Here is a 16,734-nt window from a genome sequence, read left to right on the forward strand (position 1 = left end):
GACGGGGGCGAGGCGAATGGCTGAGCGGTATCGATATGCGGGTTCAACGGTATCACATTGGCCACATAGATTTTTAACTTGCATTTCTACCCGCCCTTTTCGTAGAGTCGCCGATACGTGCTTAGCGCACCCTCGGCGCGTCCGGCAGGCTTTGCGAAATGGGATCCAGGAGACTTCGGCGCAGCATCATCTTGCGGAATGCTTCTAATGAGCCTCCCATCCTTCAAAAACAGAATCTCATCGCACAGCCTATCGACCGAATCCAAGATGTGGGATGACATGATGATGCACGTACCAGAATCGGCCAGCTTCCTGAGAATCTCGGAATGCAAGTCCACCCTGCTGGGGTCGAGCGCGTTCATGGGCTCATCTAATAGAAGGTACCGCGCGCCCGTCGCATACGCAATCGCCAGGGTAAGCTGCTGCTTCATGCCCTGGCTCAGAGTGCAGATCCTCATCTTCGCGAACTCGCCTATCTGCGTTTGTTCCACTATCTCTTCGATATCGCGAGCATGCGGCCACATATCGCAAACCATCTTGAGGTGATCTTCCGCACGCAATCCGGGATACAGCAGCGTCCCCTCACCAGGTGCATAGAAGATCATAGAACGGACCTCTCTCGCACCCGTACCCTGCACCTCATCCAGAACGATGCTCCCGTCCACGCGAGGACCCGGCAAACCTGCCATCGCACGCAGCAACGTCGTCTTTCCATGCCCGTTCGGAGCGACGAGACCGTAGACCGTACCCGGGGCAAACTCAGCGTTCACCGAATCTACGAGCACCTTCTTTCCATAAGAGATCGTCAGCGTTTGAAGGTCAATCATCGAGATCATCCCCTTTCGATCTTTGGAACACTCAGGCGCACCATCAACGGAGATACGGCGCCCAAGACCACCAGCAGAGCGCCCGATGCGCCGACGACCTCTCCAAAAGGCATCGCGTTCGTCCCTCGCCCAAGGAACCCAATCGTCCCCACCTGGGAAGCGGGATCAAACGAGGCGAATGGAGCCAGCAGCGCGACGCCCATGCCCACGCTTTCAACATGAGCGCTCAACGAACCCAACACCAAGAGAACCGCGCAAACCATTCCGGTGACAACGGGGTTGCGGCTAATCGCTGCTGTCAACGCAGCGACGACGGAAATCACGCCGTATGCCATGACCAGCAACGGAATACTGCACAACACCGCCTCCCCCACCATGGACGTTGTCGAAGCTCCCGCCCGAATGAGAGCGACGGGATACTCCGATCCACCCGCACCGTTCTTAATCACGGACACAACGACAGCGGGAACCATCGACACCAAAAGCAGCACCAAGCCAAGCAGGAGAGCCAGCGCAACAGCCGTCAGAAAACGCACATGCGCTGTTGCGGGGATCTGGAGAACCAGAAGGGAACGACACTGCAGGTGGGTGCACGCGAGCGATGTGACAACCACGGGCAACAGCAAAAATAAGGAGGGAAGCGCTGCCTGGAGATACGAAAGGAGGATTAATGGGGGCATCTTCGTACTTAACTCGTAAACCTTGGGGTCCGGCAAGCTCGCGATCGACTCAAGCAGAAGGGCGCGCGCCTCCGCACGAGAAGGAGTCTCCGGCTCGATTCCGATCGATTGCAGGAGAGTCGCATCTGCCGCGCCCAGCTCACCTCGAGCGCGCTCGTACGTCGCAAGGCTTCGAAACCCCTCCGCAGGCATAGGCGCGTACACGAAACCCGAAAGAGCATCCCGCATGTCTTCCAGGGCCGCTTTGCCCTCGACGTCCATATTCGCAGCGTTCTGCTCTAGATACTGATCTATTGAACGGAGCTCCCCATCCCTATACCGAACAGCGGAAACGTTATCAGCGTCAGGAAACATCTCGACCAGAGCCGGGGCCAGCATCGTCGTTGACATTGCAATCGCGCATACGGCGAGGGTAGGAGAACGCAGGAGCAGTTTCCCCATCGTTCTTACGTATGCAACGGCGGAGGCACAAGCGCTCGAACGAGTTGCCGTTCTCGATGCAGTGAAGGAACCTCTCTCAAGACAAATCGGGGATATCGGGCACGCGCAGCCGCTCTTTCCAGCAACGCAAAGCAGGCTAATTGCCAGCACCTCGATCCCGATTGCGCATACGAGGGCAATCGCGCCACGCTCGAAGCAAAGTCCAGGCAGATTCACTATCTGCGTTGTCGGGTACGGGCTATAGGCGCCGACGGTCAACTCAGTGTTCGCATACGTAAGGGGATTCAACAGGGCGAACTCACGTAAAGCGATGGATCTTCCGTAATACCCGGGAACCATCGTCACCCCCATCAGGGCACATACGAACACGATTCCAAGCGTAGGGTTATTGGCAATCTTCACGGCAAGGTGAACGACAAGCGAGATGAACGCTGCCACCAAGAATTGCAAGATGGCCGTCTGCGCGAACACCAGCCAAGCCGGTTTGATAACCGGAGTCGCATATTGAATGTAGCCTATCGGATAGAACGGCGAGCCCGGGCCATTCTTCACAAGCGCGGCGATTATCCCTGGAAGATTGATGGCGAGGACGGCAAGCATTGCAAAAACACTCGCCCATACGCTCGATGCAACAAGTCTACCCAGCTCGCCCATCGGTGCCTGGATGATGAGCTTTTCACGTTTGTTAAGACGTGCGGCAAGGAACGAGACGGCAACGGCCGTTGCGACCCATAGCAAGTACTCCTTCGATCCGTCATAATAGGTGTACTCTCCATCCGATATCTGCAGAAACGGAAGTAGGGGAGAGAGCGGTGCCAAGATAAGACGTCCCGCGGCAAGAGGGTACAGAAGCGCGGGCATGCTTGATGAAGAGGTATAGACACCGTCCTCCCCCGCATTCACAAGCGCATCCGCATAGGATGCTGACAATTCCTGCTCAACACGGGTTATTCCCGACTCGAGGTATTCGACCCGTCCGTCGATGCCAGCCGCGCTCCTGAAGACGGGCAGAGCACAAAGAACCATCAACGCAACAACGACAACACAGAGCGACCTGGAGGAGAGAAGCGACCTAAAGATCGCCTTCGAGATTTTGAGCATATTCATCGCCAACCTTAACCTCATCCAGTCGGAACAGAGGGGCCGAACAAAATGCTCGGCCCTTATTACTTGCCGGCAAAGTCAATTTAACATAAACTGTTAAAAAGTAACCTGAGTTTTTTAAATTCTTCGGAGGTTATTATGAGTTCCGACAATCGCACTCCCCGGCTTCATTCCTTCCGCATCGCATGTGCGATAGCCTCTGCGACCCTTTGCGCCACCGCCATCGCACAAGTGGCGTTCTCCTTAAAGCCAGCAATCGAAGTGCTCGACAACCCTGTAATTGCAGACTCCCCCGCGTATCCAGCCCTTGCGATCTCGACATTGGTCCCTGCCGTCATCGGTATCGCTACGACCATCCTCAGCGCCGTTCTCGTGTGGACGATCAAGAGCGGAGACCCCTTCAAGAAAGGGTCTGCGACATGCTTGAAGGTGCTCGGCATTCTCTTCGTTGTTCAAGCTGCCACCAGCCTCTACGCCGGCTCACTCAAAACCTCCGTTTCGATGTTTGGCGGCGAGGGGGCCGTCGGCGCCCAAGAGATCGCTTCATCATTCGATTGGACCTCTCTGGTTCTCGGCATCGTCCTGTTCATGCTTTCCCAGCTCTTCTTGTACGCCCGAGAGCTGTACCTCGACTCCGACGAGATTGCGTAAGGAAACGCCATGCCCGTAATTGTTCGCCTCGACAAGATCATGGCCGAGCGAAAGATTTCCTCGAACGAACTTGCCGAAAGGATTGGAACCACGCCCGTGAACCTGTCCCGTATTAAAAAAGGGCATATTCGCGGCATTCGCTTCAACACACTCGAGCAGCTATGCCTCGCCCTTCGTTGCCAACCCGGAGACCTTCTCGAAGTCATGAGCGAAGAGGATGCCCGAAAGGAGTTCGGATTCGATTGGTCCGCCGAGGATTAGAGGGCGGTCGTACTCGCCCTGCACACGGGGATGCGAATCGGCGAGGTCTGCGGCCTTCGGTGGTGCGATGTGGATTTCGAGACGGGCCTGATCTCGATCAGACACTCGGTGGCGTACGCGAAGGGAATGGGTTCGTTCATCAAGGACACCAAGACCCATGACGCCAGGGGTATCCCCATCGACCCGGTCGGCCTACTCCCCTTCCTGAAGGAGACCCACGAGATCGACTGCGGAAAGCTGCGCTTGCGCGGCCTTACCGGGGCGGTCGAGATCGGGGACTGCTACATCCTGTCGGAGCCGGGCGCGACCTTCGCGACGACAAGCTATATCCGCAGGGCGTTCAAGACGTTCTCGGAGACCAACGGCCTCATGGGCACCAACGACGAGCTGATCACGTTCCACGGCCTTCGCCACACGTTCGCAACGCAGTGGATCCGCCAAGGCGGCGATATCAAGGCGCTCCAATCGATCCTCGGCCACAAGGACGCCATGGCGACGCTCAACGTCTACGCCGACATCGAGCCCATCTCCAAAATCCATAACATGCTGCGCGCCACGCCGTGCCTTTGGCGCGGGCACCTCGGGCCGAGGGTCGATCCGGGTCCCATGTTCCAACAGAGGATCCAGGAGTCCATCGAGACGCTCCAGGCGTTCGGCTACGGCATCACCGAGCCGGACGACCGAAATATCGCCATACGCGACGTGAAGACGAACAGTTGGCTCTAGCTCACCGAGTACGCGGCAGTGCTGGGCCCATCCCAACTGAGGTCACGGTGGTCCGATAGGGGCGCCGCCCGCGGCATGCGCCGCGGAGCGGTATCCCCTACCGAAGGGCGGGGATGCCCTCCGCTTCCAGTTCGGAATCAGCCGTCGGAGGCGTTCGGCTGACTGCGGGAACGGCCTGTCCGCTCAATGTGTTCGGCTGAGATCGGAAATCAACCCAACACGAGCCGGACACGCGCCAGACGGCTCTTCCCCGTGCGGCCTTCCCCCTTACGCTCATGTTGCAGGCATGTAACGCCGCAGCGAGCGCGCCTTTTTTGCGCCAGACAGGTACAATGATGAACACTGTACCGTAGCGGAGCGCCCCGCGCGCGCCGCAATCACGCGAAAGGGTTTCCCATGGCCGAGATCTCGTCCTCCCGTATCGTCATCACCGTCCTTGGCAAGAACCGCCCCGGCATCGTCGCCGGCGTCACCCGTGTCCTAGGCGAGGCCAACGTCGACATCCGCGACATCACGCAGTCCATTATCGAGGACATCTTCACCATGACCATGCTGGCCGATACCGCCGAGTCCAAGCTCGACTTCGCCGAGCTGCAGAAGGCGCTGGCCGAGGCCGGCGAGCTTTCGGGCGTCAACGTGTCCATCCAGCGCGAGGACGTCTTCAACTTTATGTACCGCCTGTAGCGAGCAAGCCGCTGGGGATAGCCTGACGCGCGCATGCCCATGCAAGTCACCCCGATGCGGCCCGGAGAGGAGCGCGCATGGCCTACGACGCCAAGAAAATCTATTACCGCTTCGATGACCACTTGAGCCGCCTGGTTCTGGATTACGAGGCGAGCCGTCAGATTTCGCCCGAAAGCGAAAACCTCTACCACGGCCTGCCGACCGACCCTTATGACGAGGACCTGTTTGTCGAGCACAATGTCAAGCGCGGCCTGCGCAATGCAGACGGTTCGGGCGTGGTCGCGGGCCTCACTCGCATCTCGGATGTGCATGGCTACAACAAGGTCGACGGTAAGGTCGTGCCCGATCAGGGCAAACTCACGCTTCGTGGCTACAGCATCGAGGATCTGGTCAACAACGCCCAGGCCGAGAATCGCTACGGCTACGAAGAGGTCGCTTATCTGCTCATTACGGGCTCTCTGCCCACCAAGGAAGAGCTTGACGGTTTTTGCGAACGTCTGGGTGCTTTTAGGCACCTGAGCGACGAATACGTCCGCGAGTTCCCCATGACCACGGTGTCGTCGAGCATCATGAATGTGCTTCAGCGCGCCGTGCTGCTGCTCTACGCCTTCGATGCCGAACCAGACGTGATCACGCCCGAGCACGAAATCGACGTCGCCATTTCCATGCTCGCACGTCTCCCGCGCATCGCCGCCTTCGCACACATGGCCTCGGTCGCCAAGCTTCGCGGCTCCGAGGTTCACGTGCCGCACCCTACGCCCGGTCTCTCCACCGCCGAGACCATCCTACAGGTCCTGCGCGGCGGCATGGCGTTCACCCGCGATGAGGCGATGCTGCTCGACGTTATGCTCATGCTGCATGCCGAGCACGGCGGCGGCAACAACTCCACCTTCGCTTGCCGCGTGCTGTCGTCTTCGGCCACCGACCCGTATTCCGCCTACGCCGCGGCTATCGGCTCGCTCAAGGGCCCGCGCCACGGTGGTGCCAATGCCAAGGTCGTGTCTATGCACGAGGACATCCGCGCGCATGTCTCCAACTGGGAGGACGAGGACGAGGTCGCGGCCTACCTGGGCAAGATCCTCGACAAGCAGGCCTTCGACGGCACGGGCCTCATCTACGGCATGGGCCACGCCGTCTATACGCTCAGCGACCCGCGCGCCGAGGTCTGCCGTCGTTACGCGCGCACACTTGCCGCCAAGAAGAACCTGGGCGATGAGTTCGCGCTCATCGAGCGCATCGAGCGCCTGGCACCCCAGGTCATGCGCGACCACGGCATGACCAAGCCCATCTGCGCCAACATCGACCTGTACACGGGCTTTATCTACAAGATGCTCGGCGTGCCCGAAACGCTCTTTACGCCGCTATTCGCCGTCGCCCGCATGGCCGGCTGGTCGGCACACCGTATGGAAGAGCTCTTCTGCGCGCACCGTATCATCCGCCCCGCCTATCGTCCGGTGATCGAGCCGCTGGAGTACAAGCCGCTCGCCGACCGCTAGGACGCGGACCGTTATAGAACTCGAGCGTGGCCAGGGACCCAAGCCCTCGGCCACGCTTTTTATGCCAGTAGAAAGGGCTGCATCAAATGATTGTGTTTTCCGATATGGATGGGACGCTGCTGACGAGCGATAAGCAAATGAGCGATGCCACCTGGGCGATGCTCGACGAGCTCGCACGTCGTGGCATCGAGTTTGTTCCCTGCACGGGACGTCCACTGTCGGGCATCTTTAAGCCCATTCTCGCCCATCCCGCCGTGCACTACGCGGTCTGTGCCAACGGCGCCAGCGTCTGGCAGCTCGACGAGGATACGCCCACCGACGCCTCGCGCGCCACGTGCATCTTGAGCCGTCCGCTCGACCGCGCCATCGCCCACCACGTCCATAGCATTGCCACCGGCCATGACGTCACCTTCGATATCTTCGCGGACGGGCAGTGTTTCCTCCCCCGCTCGCTATACGGGCGTCTGGATGAGTTCTGTGGCGGCGACCCCCACATCGCGGCTTCGCTCAAGCGCACACGAACGCCGATCGACATGAATATCGACAGCAAAATCGACGAGGTCGAGACGCTCGAACGCATCGCTATGTACTGGCACGACCCCGCCGATCGCGACGCCATCGCGGCGGCGCTCGACACGCTCGGAGGCATTGAGGTCACGCGTTCGTACGCCATGAATATCGAGGTTATGGGCGAAGGCGCCACCAAGGGAACGGCCCTCACGTGGCTGTGTGAGCATCTGGGCGAGCGTCTCGCCGACGCCTGGGCGTTCGGCGACAACATCAACGACATCCCCATGCTGCAGGCAGCGGGCCATGGCATGGCCATGATCAACGCCGAGCCCGAAGATCGCGAGGCCGCCGACGCCATCACCGAATACGACAACGACCACGACGGCGTCGCCCGCACCATCATGGCCGCCCTCGCCTAGTCATTGGTCAGTCATTGGGGACGTTCTTAAACGACTAGTCACTGGGGACACTCTTCGCAAAAAGCTGCAAGGACTGTCCCCCACTGTCGGCAGAAAAGGAACGTCCCCATCTGCCGAATTAGGAGAGACTCTCCAGCACGCGACGGAGCTCCTGCTGGACGGCGTGGTCGCGGTTGCAACCCACCACGCGATCGGCCACCGCCTTAAGCGCGGGGCGCGCGTTTTCCATCGCGCAGCCCGTGCCGACAAAGCGAATGATCTCGTAGTCGTTCATCGAGTCGCCAAACGCCATGACCTCGTCGCGACCAATGCCGTAATGCTCCGCGAGCTGCGCGATACCCGAGGCCTTCGACACACCAGGCTGCATGGCATCGATCCACGCGTTGCCCGAAGGCGCAAAAGTAAAGAGCTGACCAAGTTCGCGCTGTAGCACGTACGCACTGTCCATAACCGCACTGTCGTCGCAAAAGATACTCGCCTTGATGATATTTACGCTGGGATCGGGCAGCTCCCAAATGCGCTCGGCATTGGGAAGGTCCTTATCGACCTCACGCACGAACTTGCTCTCGTCATCGAGCAGGAAGGACTTGGTACGGTCAAAGAGCGCAAGATGCAGATTGGGAAACGTCGCGACGGCCTGGGCGAGCCTTCGAATCGCCAGGTGCGAATACACCTCACGGTCTACCATCTTACCGTCGGCGTAGACTTGGGCGCCGTTAGCGGCGACAAAGTCCATCTTGTCGCGAACGGGCGCAAAGAACTCGCACAGGCGATCGTAGCGACGACCTGACGATGCGGCGAAATGCACGCCATGCTCGTGTAGCGCCAGAATCAGTTCGTAGGTCTCGGGAGGCACCTGGCCGTTTTCGTCAAGCAGCGTGCCGTCCATATCGGATGCAATCAGTTTAAACATAGAAAAGCTCCCTTCGGGCTTGTTGGAATCGAACGTGTATCCGATTCCAACGTACCCAAAGGGAGCTCAAATAAGACTCCGCGGGCGTAAACGTTACAAGGACCTGGCAAATAGCTCACACATGCCAGAGGTCTCACGGTCGCGGCGTCAGGCGACACGCCACCCCGATGACTAGTCGGCGTAGGTGAAGGTTGTAACGTCGAACATGCCCTCGGGGCGGATGCGGAGCGTCGGGATAACCGGCAGGGGCAGGAAGATGATGCCCATGATGGGGTCGAGCGGCGGCTCAATACCCATGGCGCGTGCCTTGACCATAAAGTCGTCGTGCTGCGCGGCAACGTCCTCGGCCGTGCCTTCGCTCATAAGGCCACCGAGCGCCAGCGGAATGCGCGCCACGACCTCGCCGTTACGCACCAGCACGTGGCCGCCCTGGCCAACAGCCTCGACGGCAGCCATCATGTCGGCCGCGTTGTCGCCCACCACGCACACGTTGTGCGAGTCGTGGCCGATCGTCGAGGCGATGGCACCGCCCGTAATGGTAAAGCCACGCACCCAGCCGCGACCAATGTGCTTGCCAACAAGACCCAGGCCCGCAGGGCCATCACCGTCGGCCCCCTCGGCCTGCAGTGACAAGCCGCGGCCGTGGCGCTCGATCAGCATAATGCGGCGCAGGCCCTCGGCATTCTCGGGACGAGCCATGCCCGTGATGGCCTTGCCCGGCACCACGTCGATCACGGCCTCGCCCGGCTTAAAGGCATAGTCGAACACGTCGAGCGATAGCTTCGGCAGCTTAACGGAAGCACGCAGCTCATCGGCAAGGGCCGCAACCTCGGCCATCTCGGGTGCAATTTCGCCCACAAAGGTGCCATCCTGCGCCACCAGGGCACCGGCGGCATAAACACGATGCGGAGCCTTGGCAAACGTAAGGTCATCGAGCACCAGCAGGTCGGCGCACTTGCCCGGGGCGATCGCGCCACGGAGCTCGTGTGGGTCGCGGCAGCCGTGGTCCAGGCCAAATGCCTCAGCCGTAGAAAGGGACGCCATGGAGATGGCGACCACCGGGTCGATGCCGGCCTCGATAGCCACGCGACAGGCATTGTCGATCATACCGGTCGAAAGCGCGTCGGAAGGAGCACGGTCGTCGGTCGCAAAGCAGCAGCGACGGGCGCGGGCGGGGTTCTCCAGCAGCATCGGCGACAAGTTGGCCAGGTCGTGGCTGCACGTGCCCTCGCGCAGCATCACATACATGCCGCGGGACAGCTTATCGAGCGCCTCCTCGGGAATCGTCGACTCGTGGTCGGCGATAATACCCGCTGCGGCATAGGCGTTGAGGTCTTTGCCGGCAACAAGTGGCGCATGGCCGTCGACCTGCTTGGACGGCGTCTGGTTGGCAGCGTCGATGCGAGCGCAGGTCTCAGGATCGGCCATAAAGACACCCGGCAGGTTCATCATTTCGCCCAGACCAAAGACATCGCCCGGATACTCGGCAAAAAACGCCTGCATGTCAGCGGCGGTAATCACAGCGCCCGCTTGCTCATCGGGCAGCGCGGGCACGCACGAGGGCATCATGTACTTGATGGAAATGGGCGCGCGACGGCCGTCCTCGATCATAAAGCGCAGGCCGTTCAGGCCGGAAACGTTGGCGATCTCGTGGCTGTCGGCGATGGCAGTGGTGGTGCCGCGCGTCGCCGCCATGCGCGCATACTCGGCGGGACGGATGTTCGAGGACTCGATATGCAGATGTCCGTCGATAAAGCCGGGGGCGATATAGCGACCCTGGCAGTCAATGACCTCAGCCGCCTCGTAGGTGCCGGCGGCATCGTCGCGACCGTCGTAGAGCACGCCGACGATTACGCCGTCCTTGACGGCAACGCTACCGGGCGCCACGCGCTGGCCATATACGTCGACAATCTGCGCATTGGTAAACAGCGTGTCGACGGGCACGCGGCCCTCGGCAGCATCGATCACAGACCTCATGACCTCAACGGACATACATACTCCTTTAACTGTAGAAATAACTGCGGAGCGGACGAGCCTTCACCGCAGCAAGCCAATAGCAATTGTATGCCCAAAAGAAGGTCCCGCTAACACCCCGTCCGCTTAACGGCACACGCCGCTTGGCGCAATGGGGACAGGTTACTTTGCACCAATGACAAGGAGTGTCCCAAAGTGCCGGCACAAAAGGAACGTCCCCAAGTGCCAAAAAAGCCGCAGCCGGAATCGTTCCGGCTGCGGCCCTATTGCACATGTTAGGTTGACCTACTTGCTAGACCAACTTAAAGCCCTTGCGCTTGCCTACTGAGAGGGTGTCGCCCAGCTTGAGGGCGCTCGGGTCGATGTTGTAGCTCTTGGGAGCCACCGCCTCGCCGTTGATCTTGACGCCGCCGCCGTCAATGTCGCGACGGGCCTGGCCGGCGCTCGCCGAAAGGCCCAGGTCCTTAAGCAGGCCTGCGAGGTAGATCTGGCCCTCGTCGTTGACGGTCAGCTCGACATGCTTCTCGGGGAAGTCGGCAAGCTGGCCCTCCTTGAACACGCGGTCGAACTCGGCCTGAGCCTCGTCACCGGCACCGGCGCCGTGATAGGTGTCGCACAGGTCGCGGCCCAGCGCGCGCTTGAGCTCATAGGGATCGGCGGAACCGTCGGCCAGGGCAGCGTCGATCTTGTCGACCTCGGCCGGGGTGAGCGAGCTGGCCAGACGATAGTACTTGCCGATCATCTCGTCGGGGATGGACATCGTCTTGCCGAACATATCCTTGGGAGCATCGGTCAGGCCGATGTAGTTGCCGTAGGACTTGGACATCTTGCGCACGCCATCGGTGCCCTCGAGCAGCGGCATGGTAAGCGCGATCTGCGGCTCCATGCCCATCTTCTCCATGAGCTCGCGGCCGGCGAGCAGGTTGAAGAGCTGGTCGGTGCCGCCCATCTCCACGTCGGCCTTGATCTGAACGGAGTCGAAGGCCTGCATCACGGGGTACAGGAACTCGTGGAGGGCGATCGGCGTCTGGGACTGGTAGCGCTTGGTAAAGTCATCGCGCTCGAGGATGCGGGCGACGGTGAACTTGGAGCACACCTGCAGCAGGCCGGCCAGATCCATCGACAGGATCCAGTCGCCGTTGTGCACGATGGTGGTCTTCTCGGGATCCAGGATCTTCATGGCCTGGCTCACGTAGGTCTCGGCGTTGGCCTCAATCTGCTCCTGCGAAAGCTGCGGGCGGGTGGAATTCTTGCCCGAAGGATCGCCGATCAGTGCGGTGCCGTTACCGATGATGAGGGTGACCTTGTGGCCCAGGTCCTGGAACTGACGCATCTTGCGCAGGGGCACGGCATGGCCCAGGTGCAGGTCGGGGCTGGTGGGATCGACGCCGAGCTTGATGTTGAGGGGCTCGCCCTTCTCAAGCTTCTTGCGAAGGTCGGCCTCGGGGACGATCTGCGCTGCGCCCGAGGTGATGATACGCATTTGCTCGTCGACAGACAGCATTGGGTATCCTCCTTTTGCTATAGCACCCTCACCGGATACGGCGGTGCTCGAAGTTCATAAACCCACTCATAATAACCAAAACGGCGCGGCCGAACACCTACGACAGGAAAATCCTCGTCCTGCCGCACGCGTCGATAACGACCGGCAAACGCGTGCCGTCACGTTCGACCAAAAAGCGCGCCTGCTGACGGCGCGAGCAGTCACGGCAACGGACCTGCCCCGTTGCATCCGTGGCGCAGGCGCCCTCGGCAGTCAGCAAGCAGTGCTCGCACACCATGATCTCGGGACGGTCGGCATCGACAGGCCCCAAGACACCGGGGCAAGCGGCAAGCTCGGCAACACGCTCCGCATCATTGCCGAGCAACTCGGCCGACAAGCACACCCGCCCCGCACCGAGTCCGCGCAGCCAGGTAAGCGTGGCCCGATTGGCACAGAACACCGGCGCCGCCACGTCAAACGTTGTGCCCAGCTCGCGGGCCATCGCCACTTGTCCCAGATTGCGGCAGACGACGCGCCCGGCACGCTGCATAAGCGCCCGAGTCCGCTCGGCGTCGCCCGCGCGGCACACTTCGTCGAGCACCACCGTTGTATCGGACAGATCTCGCTCATCGCGCGGACCCACATCCATCAGCTCCCAGGCAAAGACCATACGAGCAAAATCCTCGCGCTTTACCGGCCCCGCCGACCCCGCCAACTCCGTCGACGCGCCGCCATCCACCGCAGCGTCCTCAAAGGGCAGCACCTCAACGGCACGCGCAACGGGCGCAATCGCATCCGCCTCGGCCCGCATGCGCTCCAACACCGCCGTCGTCTGATCCAACACGCCGGCGCTGCGAATCAGATAGACCTCGCAGCCCGCGTCCACCTTACGCTTGCAATGCACGACGACGCGCTTCCCCGCTGCGGCATCCACCGGGCAGGGCACCTGCGGCCAGCGCTTGGGCACATCGGGACGCGCGTCGACACCCGGATAGAACCGAATCTCGAGCGTGTCACCCGCCGCCACGGCGGCATCGAGCTCAACGGTCACCTCTTCGTGGCCCACAGCGACCAAGCGCCCCACGCGCACGCCCTGGTTGATCGCGCGCTCAAAGCTCATCAGCTCGGCACCCGAACGACCCCGCAGGTAAGCATCGGTAAACCCACGGTTAAACGACCTTCCCAGCTCGCGTTCAAGCTCTTCCACGGCACCGGAGTCCCACGCGCCGTCGCACAGCATATCGAGTGCCCGACGCCACACCCTCACCACGTTGAATACGTAATCGGGATTCTTCATGCGTCCCTCGATCTTGAGCGATGCCACGCCGGCGGCAACAAGCTCGGGCAGGTGCGCGATACCCAGATAGTCACGCGGACAAAGCAGGCGGTCTCCCTCGACGGCAACAACACTCTGCCCCGCCTCGTCCACTAGGTCGTACGCCAGACGGCACGGCTGCGTGCAGTCGCCGCGCATCGCCGAGCGCCCACGCCGCAGGGCCGAGAACTCGCACGCCCCCGAATAGCCGATGCAAATCGCACCGTGGCAGAATACCTCGATGGGCACGCCCGTGGCACATAGCGCCGCAATCTCGTCGACCGTCAGCTCGCGTGCCGTCGTCACGCGCTCGACCCCCAGTTCATCGGCGGCAAGCCGCACGGCACCCTCGCTATGAGCGCCCGCCTGCGTGGACAGGTGAATCTCGACCCCGGGAATCGCCGCGCGCAGCGCGCAGGCCAACCCGGCATCGGCGACAATCAGAGCATCGGCGCCCAGCTCCAGTGCATGAGCTCCCAACGCCACCGCGTCGGACAACTCATCGTCAAACACGAACACGTTGAGCGTTACGTACACATGCACGCCATGGGCATGCGCCACGGCGCAGCCGCGCGCAAACTCGTTATCCGTAAAGCCATGGGCGCTCACACGGGCGTTAAAGCCGCCCAACCCCGCATAGATGGCATCGGCACCCGCGGCGATAGCCGCAAGCATCTGGTCGAGTCCGCCCGCCGGCGCCAGCAGCTCGGGCAGCGCCGCACTGACAACATCCAATCCAGTCTCGTATTGTCCGCTCGGCCCCATCGTCCGAATCGCCATCGACAAACTCCTTACCAAGGTATGCATTCACTCTGAAAAATGCCGTCTTCCAGCATACACGAGGCCTCGCGCGCCCCGTTTGGTTTATCGTGTAATAACTTATGTCCATCCTGCCCCGACGGCACATCCACCGTCTGGCACGACATACCTGGAGGTCAATATATGGGTCCTCGCCAACGACAGGGACACAGCCGTTCAAAGACGCACGCCCTGCCCATAATCCTGCTCTCGTTTTTGGGCTTTCTGCTGATTGCGGGCGTGGCGTTTGGCATCGGCATGGTCGGTAACGTCAACCGCTGGCTGTCCGATCTGCCCGACTACACCGACGCCAACGCGTATCTGGTGAGCGAGCCCACCGAGATCGTCGACTGTAACGGCAACAAGATCGCGAGCTTCTACACGCAAAACCGCAAGTCCATCACCAAGGACGAGGTCTCCCCCTACGTGCTGCAGGGCACCGTTGACGTCGAGGACGAGCGCTTCTACGAGCACGGCGGTATCGACCTGTGGGGTATCGCGCGTGCTGCGGTGGCAACCCTCGGCGGCGGGCACGAAGGCGCCTCGACGATCACCCAGCAGCTTGTGCGCAACACCATCCTGCAGGAGGAGCAATTCGACTCGACCATTGAGCGTAAGGTGCGCGAGGCCTACATCGCCATCAAGATGGAGGACATGTACTCCAAAGACGAGATCCTCATGATGTACCTCAACACCATCTATTACGGCCACGGCGCCTACGGCATCGAGGCCGCAGCCGAGACCTATCTGTCCAAGAGCGCCGCCGACCTCACCCTGAGCGAGGCCGCGCTACTCATCGGCCTTCCCAACTCGCCTTCGCAGTACGACCCCACGGTCAATCCCGATCTGGCACTGTCTCGCCGCAACAAGGTTCTCGACAACATGCTGCGCCTGGGCCACATCACCCAGGAGGAGCACGATGCCGCACAGGCCGAGCCCATCACCCTCAATGTGACCGAAATCTCGGGCAGCGGCGTCGACGTATACTCGCAGCCCTACTTTGTCTCCTACGTCAAGCAGCTGCTGGAGCAGGAGTTCTCGACCGACGTGCTCTTTAAGGGCGGCCTGACCGTCAAGACCACCATCGACCCCACGATGCAGCAGGTGGCAGAGAATGCCGTCCGCGAGCAGCTCGACACGCTCTCGCTTGACGGCCTGGACATGGGCATGGTCGTCGTCGACCCCAAGACCGGCTACATCAAGTGCATGGTGGGCGGCTACGACTACAACGCCGACGAGAACCACGTAAACCATGCCACGGCCAAGCGTCCCGTCGGCTCCACCTTTAAGGCCTTTACGCTGGCAACTGCCATCCAAAACGGCATGAACCCCAACGTCACCCTCAACTGCAACTCGCCGCTCAAGGCCAAGGGCACCACGACCGAGGTCCAAAACTACGCCAACCAGAGCTACGGCAACATCACGCTTAAGCAGGCGACGGCATACTCCTCCAACACCGGCTACATCCAGGTGGCGGAAGCCGTCGGCAACAGCAAGATCATCTCGCTCGTCAAAAAGCTCGGCATCGACCCCGCCAAGGACAACATCGAGGACGTTCCCGTCATGACGCTCGGCACCGGCTCGATCTCGCCACTCGAGATGGCCGCCGCCTACGCGACGTTTGCCAACGGCGGCTACTATCGCCAGCCGATCGCCATCACCGAGATTGATTCTCGTACCGGTTCGGTGCTGTACCAGCACACCGACAATCCCTCACAGGTGCTTACCGAGGGCGAGGCCGCCGCGGTCACCGATGTTCTGTCCGGCGTCATGAAGGGCAGCGGTACGGGTGCTGCCGGCGCCCTGAGTGTCAACCAGCCCTATGCCGGCAAGACGGGCACCACCGACAACACCACCAACCTTTGGTTCTGCGGCTATACCCCGCAGCTGGCGTGCGCCCTGTGGACCGGCTATTCCGCGGGCGAGATCCCCATCCAAAAGTACGGCACGGACCTGCTGGGCGACAGCACCAACCTGCCTGTCTTTAAGCGGTTTATGAACACCGTTCTGACCGGTACCGAGCGCGAGGAGTTTGCGACCGGAACGGCGCCCACCTACAAGAACAACAGCGTCTGGAAGTTCTACGGCACCAACAACACCAAGAAGACGGAGAACGACGACAAGGACGAGAACGAGGACGAAGAGGAAACCACCACAACGACGACCACGACGACCACGACCACCGAGACCACGGGCGGTGACACCACCGGCGGCACCGGTACGACCGGTGGTTCGACGGGCGGCTCCACTGGTGGTTCGACCGGCGGCGATGGCGGCACGCCTACGCCTACGCCTACGCCCACTCCCGACCCCTCGCCCACGCCTGACGATACGGTCGGCTAGAAATCATCCGGCCATAAGCAACAAGGCCCCCGAGCAGCCTATTGAACTGCTCGGGGGCCTTTTAGTTTGAAGCGACCTGGTGGGCGGTCTTTATACCGGCAATCAAAAA

Annotated in this window: 13 protein-coding genes; 7 read left to right on the forward strand and 6 right to left on the reverse strand. The window is 61.1% G+C overall.

Going from position 1 to position 16,734, the window contains the following annotated elements:
• Nucleotides 1-86: 86 nt before the first annotated feature.
• Both DXC67_RS08855 and DXC67_RS08860 read right to left on the reverse strand, forming a co-directional pair.
• A complete protein-coding gene (locus tag DXC67_RS08855; protein WP_158551334.1) occupies nucleotides 87-827 on the reverse strand; it encodes an ATP-binding cassette domain-containing protein in 741 nt (246 codons plus the stop codon).
• 5 nt (nucleotides 828-832) lie between these two features.
• Entirely contained in the window at nucleotides 833-3,055 is a 2,223-nt protein-coding gene (locus DXC67_RS08860) for a hypothetical protein (protein ID WP_117638120.1), read from the reverse strand.
• 135 nt (nucleotides 3,056-3,190) lie between these two features.
• Here DXC67_RS08860 and DXC67_RS08865 point away from each other — a divergent pair, with 135 nt between their 5' ends.
• From DXC67_RS08865 to DXC67_RS08890, 6 genes are all read left to right on the forward strand, one after another.
• Nucleotides 3,191-3,703, forward strand: coding sequence for a DUF2975 domain-containing protein (locus DXC67_RS08865; RefSeq protein ID WP_006235293.1), 513 nt, complete (start codon nucleotides 3,191-3,193; stop codon nucleotides 3,701-3,703).
• 9 nt (nucleotides 3,704-3,712) lie between these two features.
• Nucleotides 3,713-3,964, forward strand: a complete 252-nt coding sequence (locus DXC67_RS08870; RefSeq protein ID WP_117638121.1) for a helix-turn-helix transcriptional regulator — start codon at nucleotides 3,713-3,715, stop codon at nucleotides 3,962-3,964.
• Between the two features lie 18 nt (nucleotides 3,965-3,982).
• Nucleotides 3,983-4,690, forward strand: a complete 708-nt coding sequence (locus tag DXC67_RS08875) for a site-specific integrase (RefSeq protein ID WP_255360342.1) — start codon at nucleotides 3,983-3,985, stop codon at nucleotides 4,688-4,690.
• A 396-nt stretch (nucleotides 4,691-5,086) separates the two neighbouring features.
• Nucleotides 5,087-5,374 carry an ACT domain-containing protein gene (locus tag DXC67_RS08880; RefSeq protein WP_006235289.1) on the forward strand — a complete coding sequence of 96 codons (288 nt, stop codon included), beginning with the start codon at nucleotides 5,087-5,089 and terminating at the stop codon, nucleotides 5,372-5,374.
• 77 nt (nucleotides 5,375-5,451) lie between these two features.
• Nucleotides 5,452-6,870 carry a citrate synthase gene (locus DXC67_RS08885; RefSeq protein WP_117638122.1) on the forward strand — a complete coding sequence of 473 codons (1,419 nt, stop codon included), beginning with the start codon at nucleotides 5,452-5,454 and terminating at the stop codon, nucleotides 6,868-6,870.
• Between the two features lie 86 nt (nucleotides 6,871-6,956).
• Nucleotides 6,957-7,799 (forward strand): Cof-type HAD-IIB family hydrolase, encoded by an 843-nt coding sequence (locus tag DXC67_RS08890; protein WP_117638123.1) that lies wholly within the window; start codon nucleotides 6,957-6,959, stop codon nucleotides 7,797-7,799.
• A gap of 118 nt (nucleotides 7,800-7,917) precedes the next feature.
• Here DXC67_RS08890 and DXC67_RS08895 read toward each other — a convergent pair whose 3' ends face one another.
• The 4 genes from DXC67_RS08895 to DXC67_RS08910 all read right to left on the reverse strand — a co-directional run bounded on the left by DXC67_RS08895 (nucleotide 7,918) and on the right by DXC67_RS08910 (nucleotide 14,264).
• On the reverse strand, nucleotides 7,918-8,712 hold the full coding sequence (locus DXC67_RS08895; RefSeq protein ID WP_117638124.1) for a Cof-type HAD-IIB family hydrolase: 795 nt from the start codon (nucleotides 8,710-8,712) through the stop codon (nucleotides 7,918-7,920).
• 171 nt (nucleotides 8,713-8,883) lie between these two features.
• Nucleotides 8,884-10,704, reverse strand: coding sequence for an adenine deaminase (locus tag DXC67_RS08900; RefSeq protein ID WP_117638125.1), 1,821 nt, complete (start codon nucleotides 10,702-10,704; stop codon nucleotides 8,884-8,886).
• A gap of 274 nt (nucleotides 10,705-10,978) precedes the next feature.
• Nucleotides 10,979-12,190 carry a tyrosine--tRNA ligase gene (gene tyrS, locus DXC67_RS08905; protein WP_117638126.1) on the reverse strand — a complete coding sequence of 404 codons (1,212 nt, stop codon included), beginning with the start codon at nucleotides 12,188-12,190 and terminating at the stop codon, nucleotides 10,979-10,981.
• A gap of 97 nt (nucleotides 12,191-12,287) precedes the next feature.
• On the reverse strand, nucleotides 12,288-14,264 hold the full coding sequence (locus DXC67_RS08910) for a U32 family peptidase (RefSeq protein ID WP_158551335.1): 1,977 nt from the start codon (nucleotides 14,262-14,264) through the stop codon (nucleotides 12,288-12,290).
• Between the two features lie 162 nt (nucleotides 14,265-14,426).
• Between DXC67_RS08910 and DXC67_RS08915 the strand changes: the two genes are divergently transcribed.
• Nucleotides 14,427-16,625 (forward strand): transglycosylase domain-containing protein, encoded by a 2,199-nt coding sequence (locus DXC67_RS08915; protein ID WP_117638128.1) that lies wholly within the window; start codon nucleotides 14,427-14,429, stop codon nucleotides 16,623-16,625.
• The last annotated feature ends 109 nt before the right edge of the window (nucleotides 16,626-16,734 follow it).

The sequence above is a fragment of the Collinsella sp. TF07-1 genome, from assembly GCF_003437235.1.
In the GTDB taxonomy this organism is placed as follows: Bacteria; Actinomycetota; Coriobacteriia; order Coriobacteriales; family Coriobacteriaceae; genus Collinsella.

Coding starts and splice junctions, on each gene's coding strand:
- DXC67_RS08895 (WP_117638124.1), bottom strand. CDS start 8,712: ATGTTTAAACTGATTGCATCCGATATGGACGGCACGCTGCTTGACGAA.
- DXC67_RS08870 (WP_117638121.1), top strand. CDS start 3,713: ATGCCCGTAATTGTTCGCCTCGACAAGATCATGGCCGAGCGAAAGATT.
- DXC67_RS08890 (WP_117638123.1), top strand. CDS start 6,957: ATGATTGTGTTTTCCGATATGGATGGGACGCTGCTGACGAGCGATAAG.
- DXC67_RS08860 (WP_117638120.1), bottom strand. CDS start 3,055: ATGAATATGCTCAAAATCTCGAAGGCGATCTTTAGGTCGCTTCTCTCC.
- DXC67_RS08855 (WP_158551334.1), bottom strand. CDS start 827: ATGATTGACCTTCAAACGCTGACGATCTCTTATGGAAAGAAGGTGCTC.
- DXC67_RS08915 (WP_117638128.1), top strand. CDS start 14,427: ATGGGTCCTCGCCAACGACAGGGACACAGCCGTTCAAAGACGCACGCC.
- tyrS (WP_117638126.1), bottom strand. CDS start 12,190: ATGCTGTCTGTCGACGAGCAAATGCGTATCATCACCTCGGGCGCAGCG.
- DXC67_RS08865 (WP_006235293.1), top strand. CDS start 3,191: ATGAGTTCCGACAATCGCACTCCCCGGCTTCATTCCTTCCGCATCGCA.
- DXC67_RS08880 (WP_006235289.1), top strand. CDS start 5,087: ATGGCCGAGATCTCGTCCTCCCGTATCGTCATCACCGTCCTTGGCAAG.
- DXC67_RS08885 (WP_117638122.1), top strand. CDS start 5,452: ATGGCCTACGACGCCAAGAAAATCTATTACCGCTTCGATGACCACTTG.
- DXC67_RS08910 (WP_158551335.1), bottom strand. CDS start 14,264: ATGGCGATTCGGACGATGGGGCCGAGCGGACAATACGAGACTGGATTG.
- DXC67_RS08900 (WP_117638125.1), bottom strand. CDS start 10,704: ATGTCCGTTGAGGTCATGAGGTCTGTGATCGATGCTGCCGAGGGCCGC.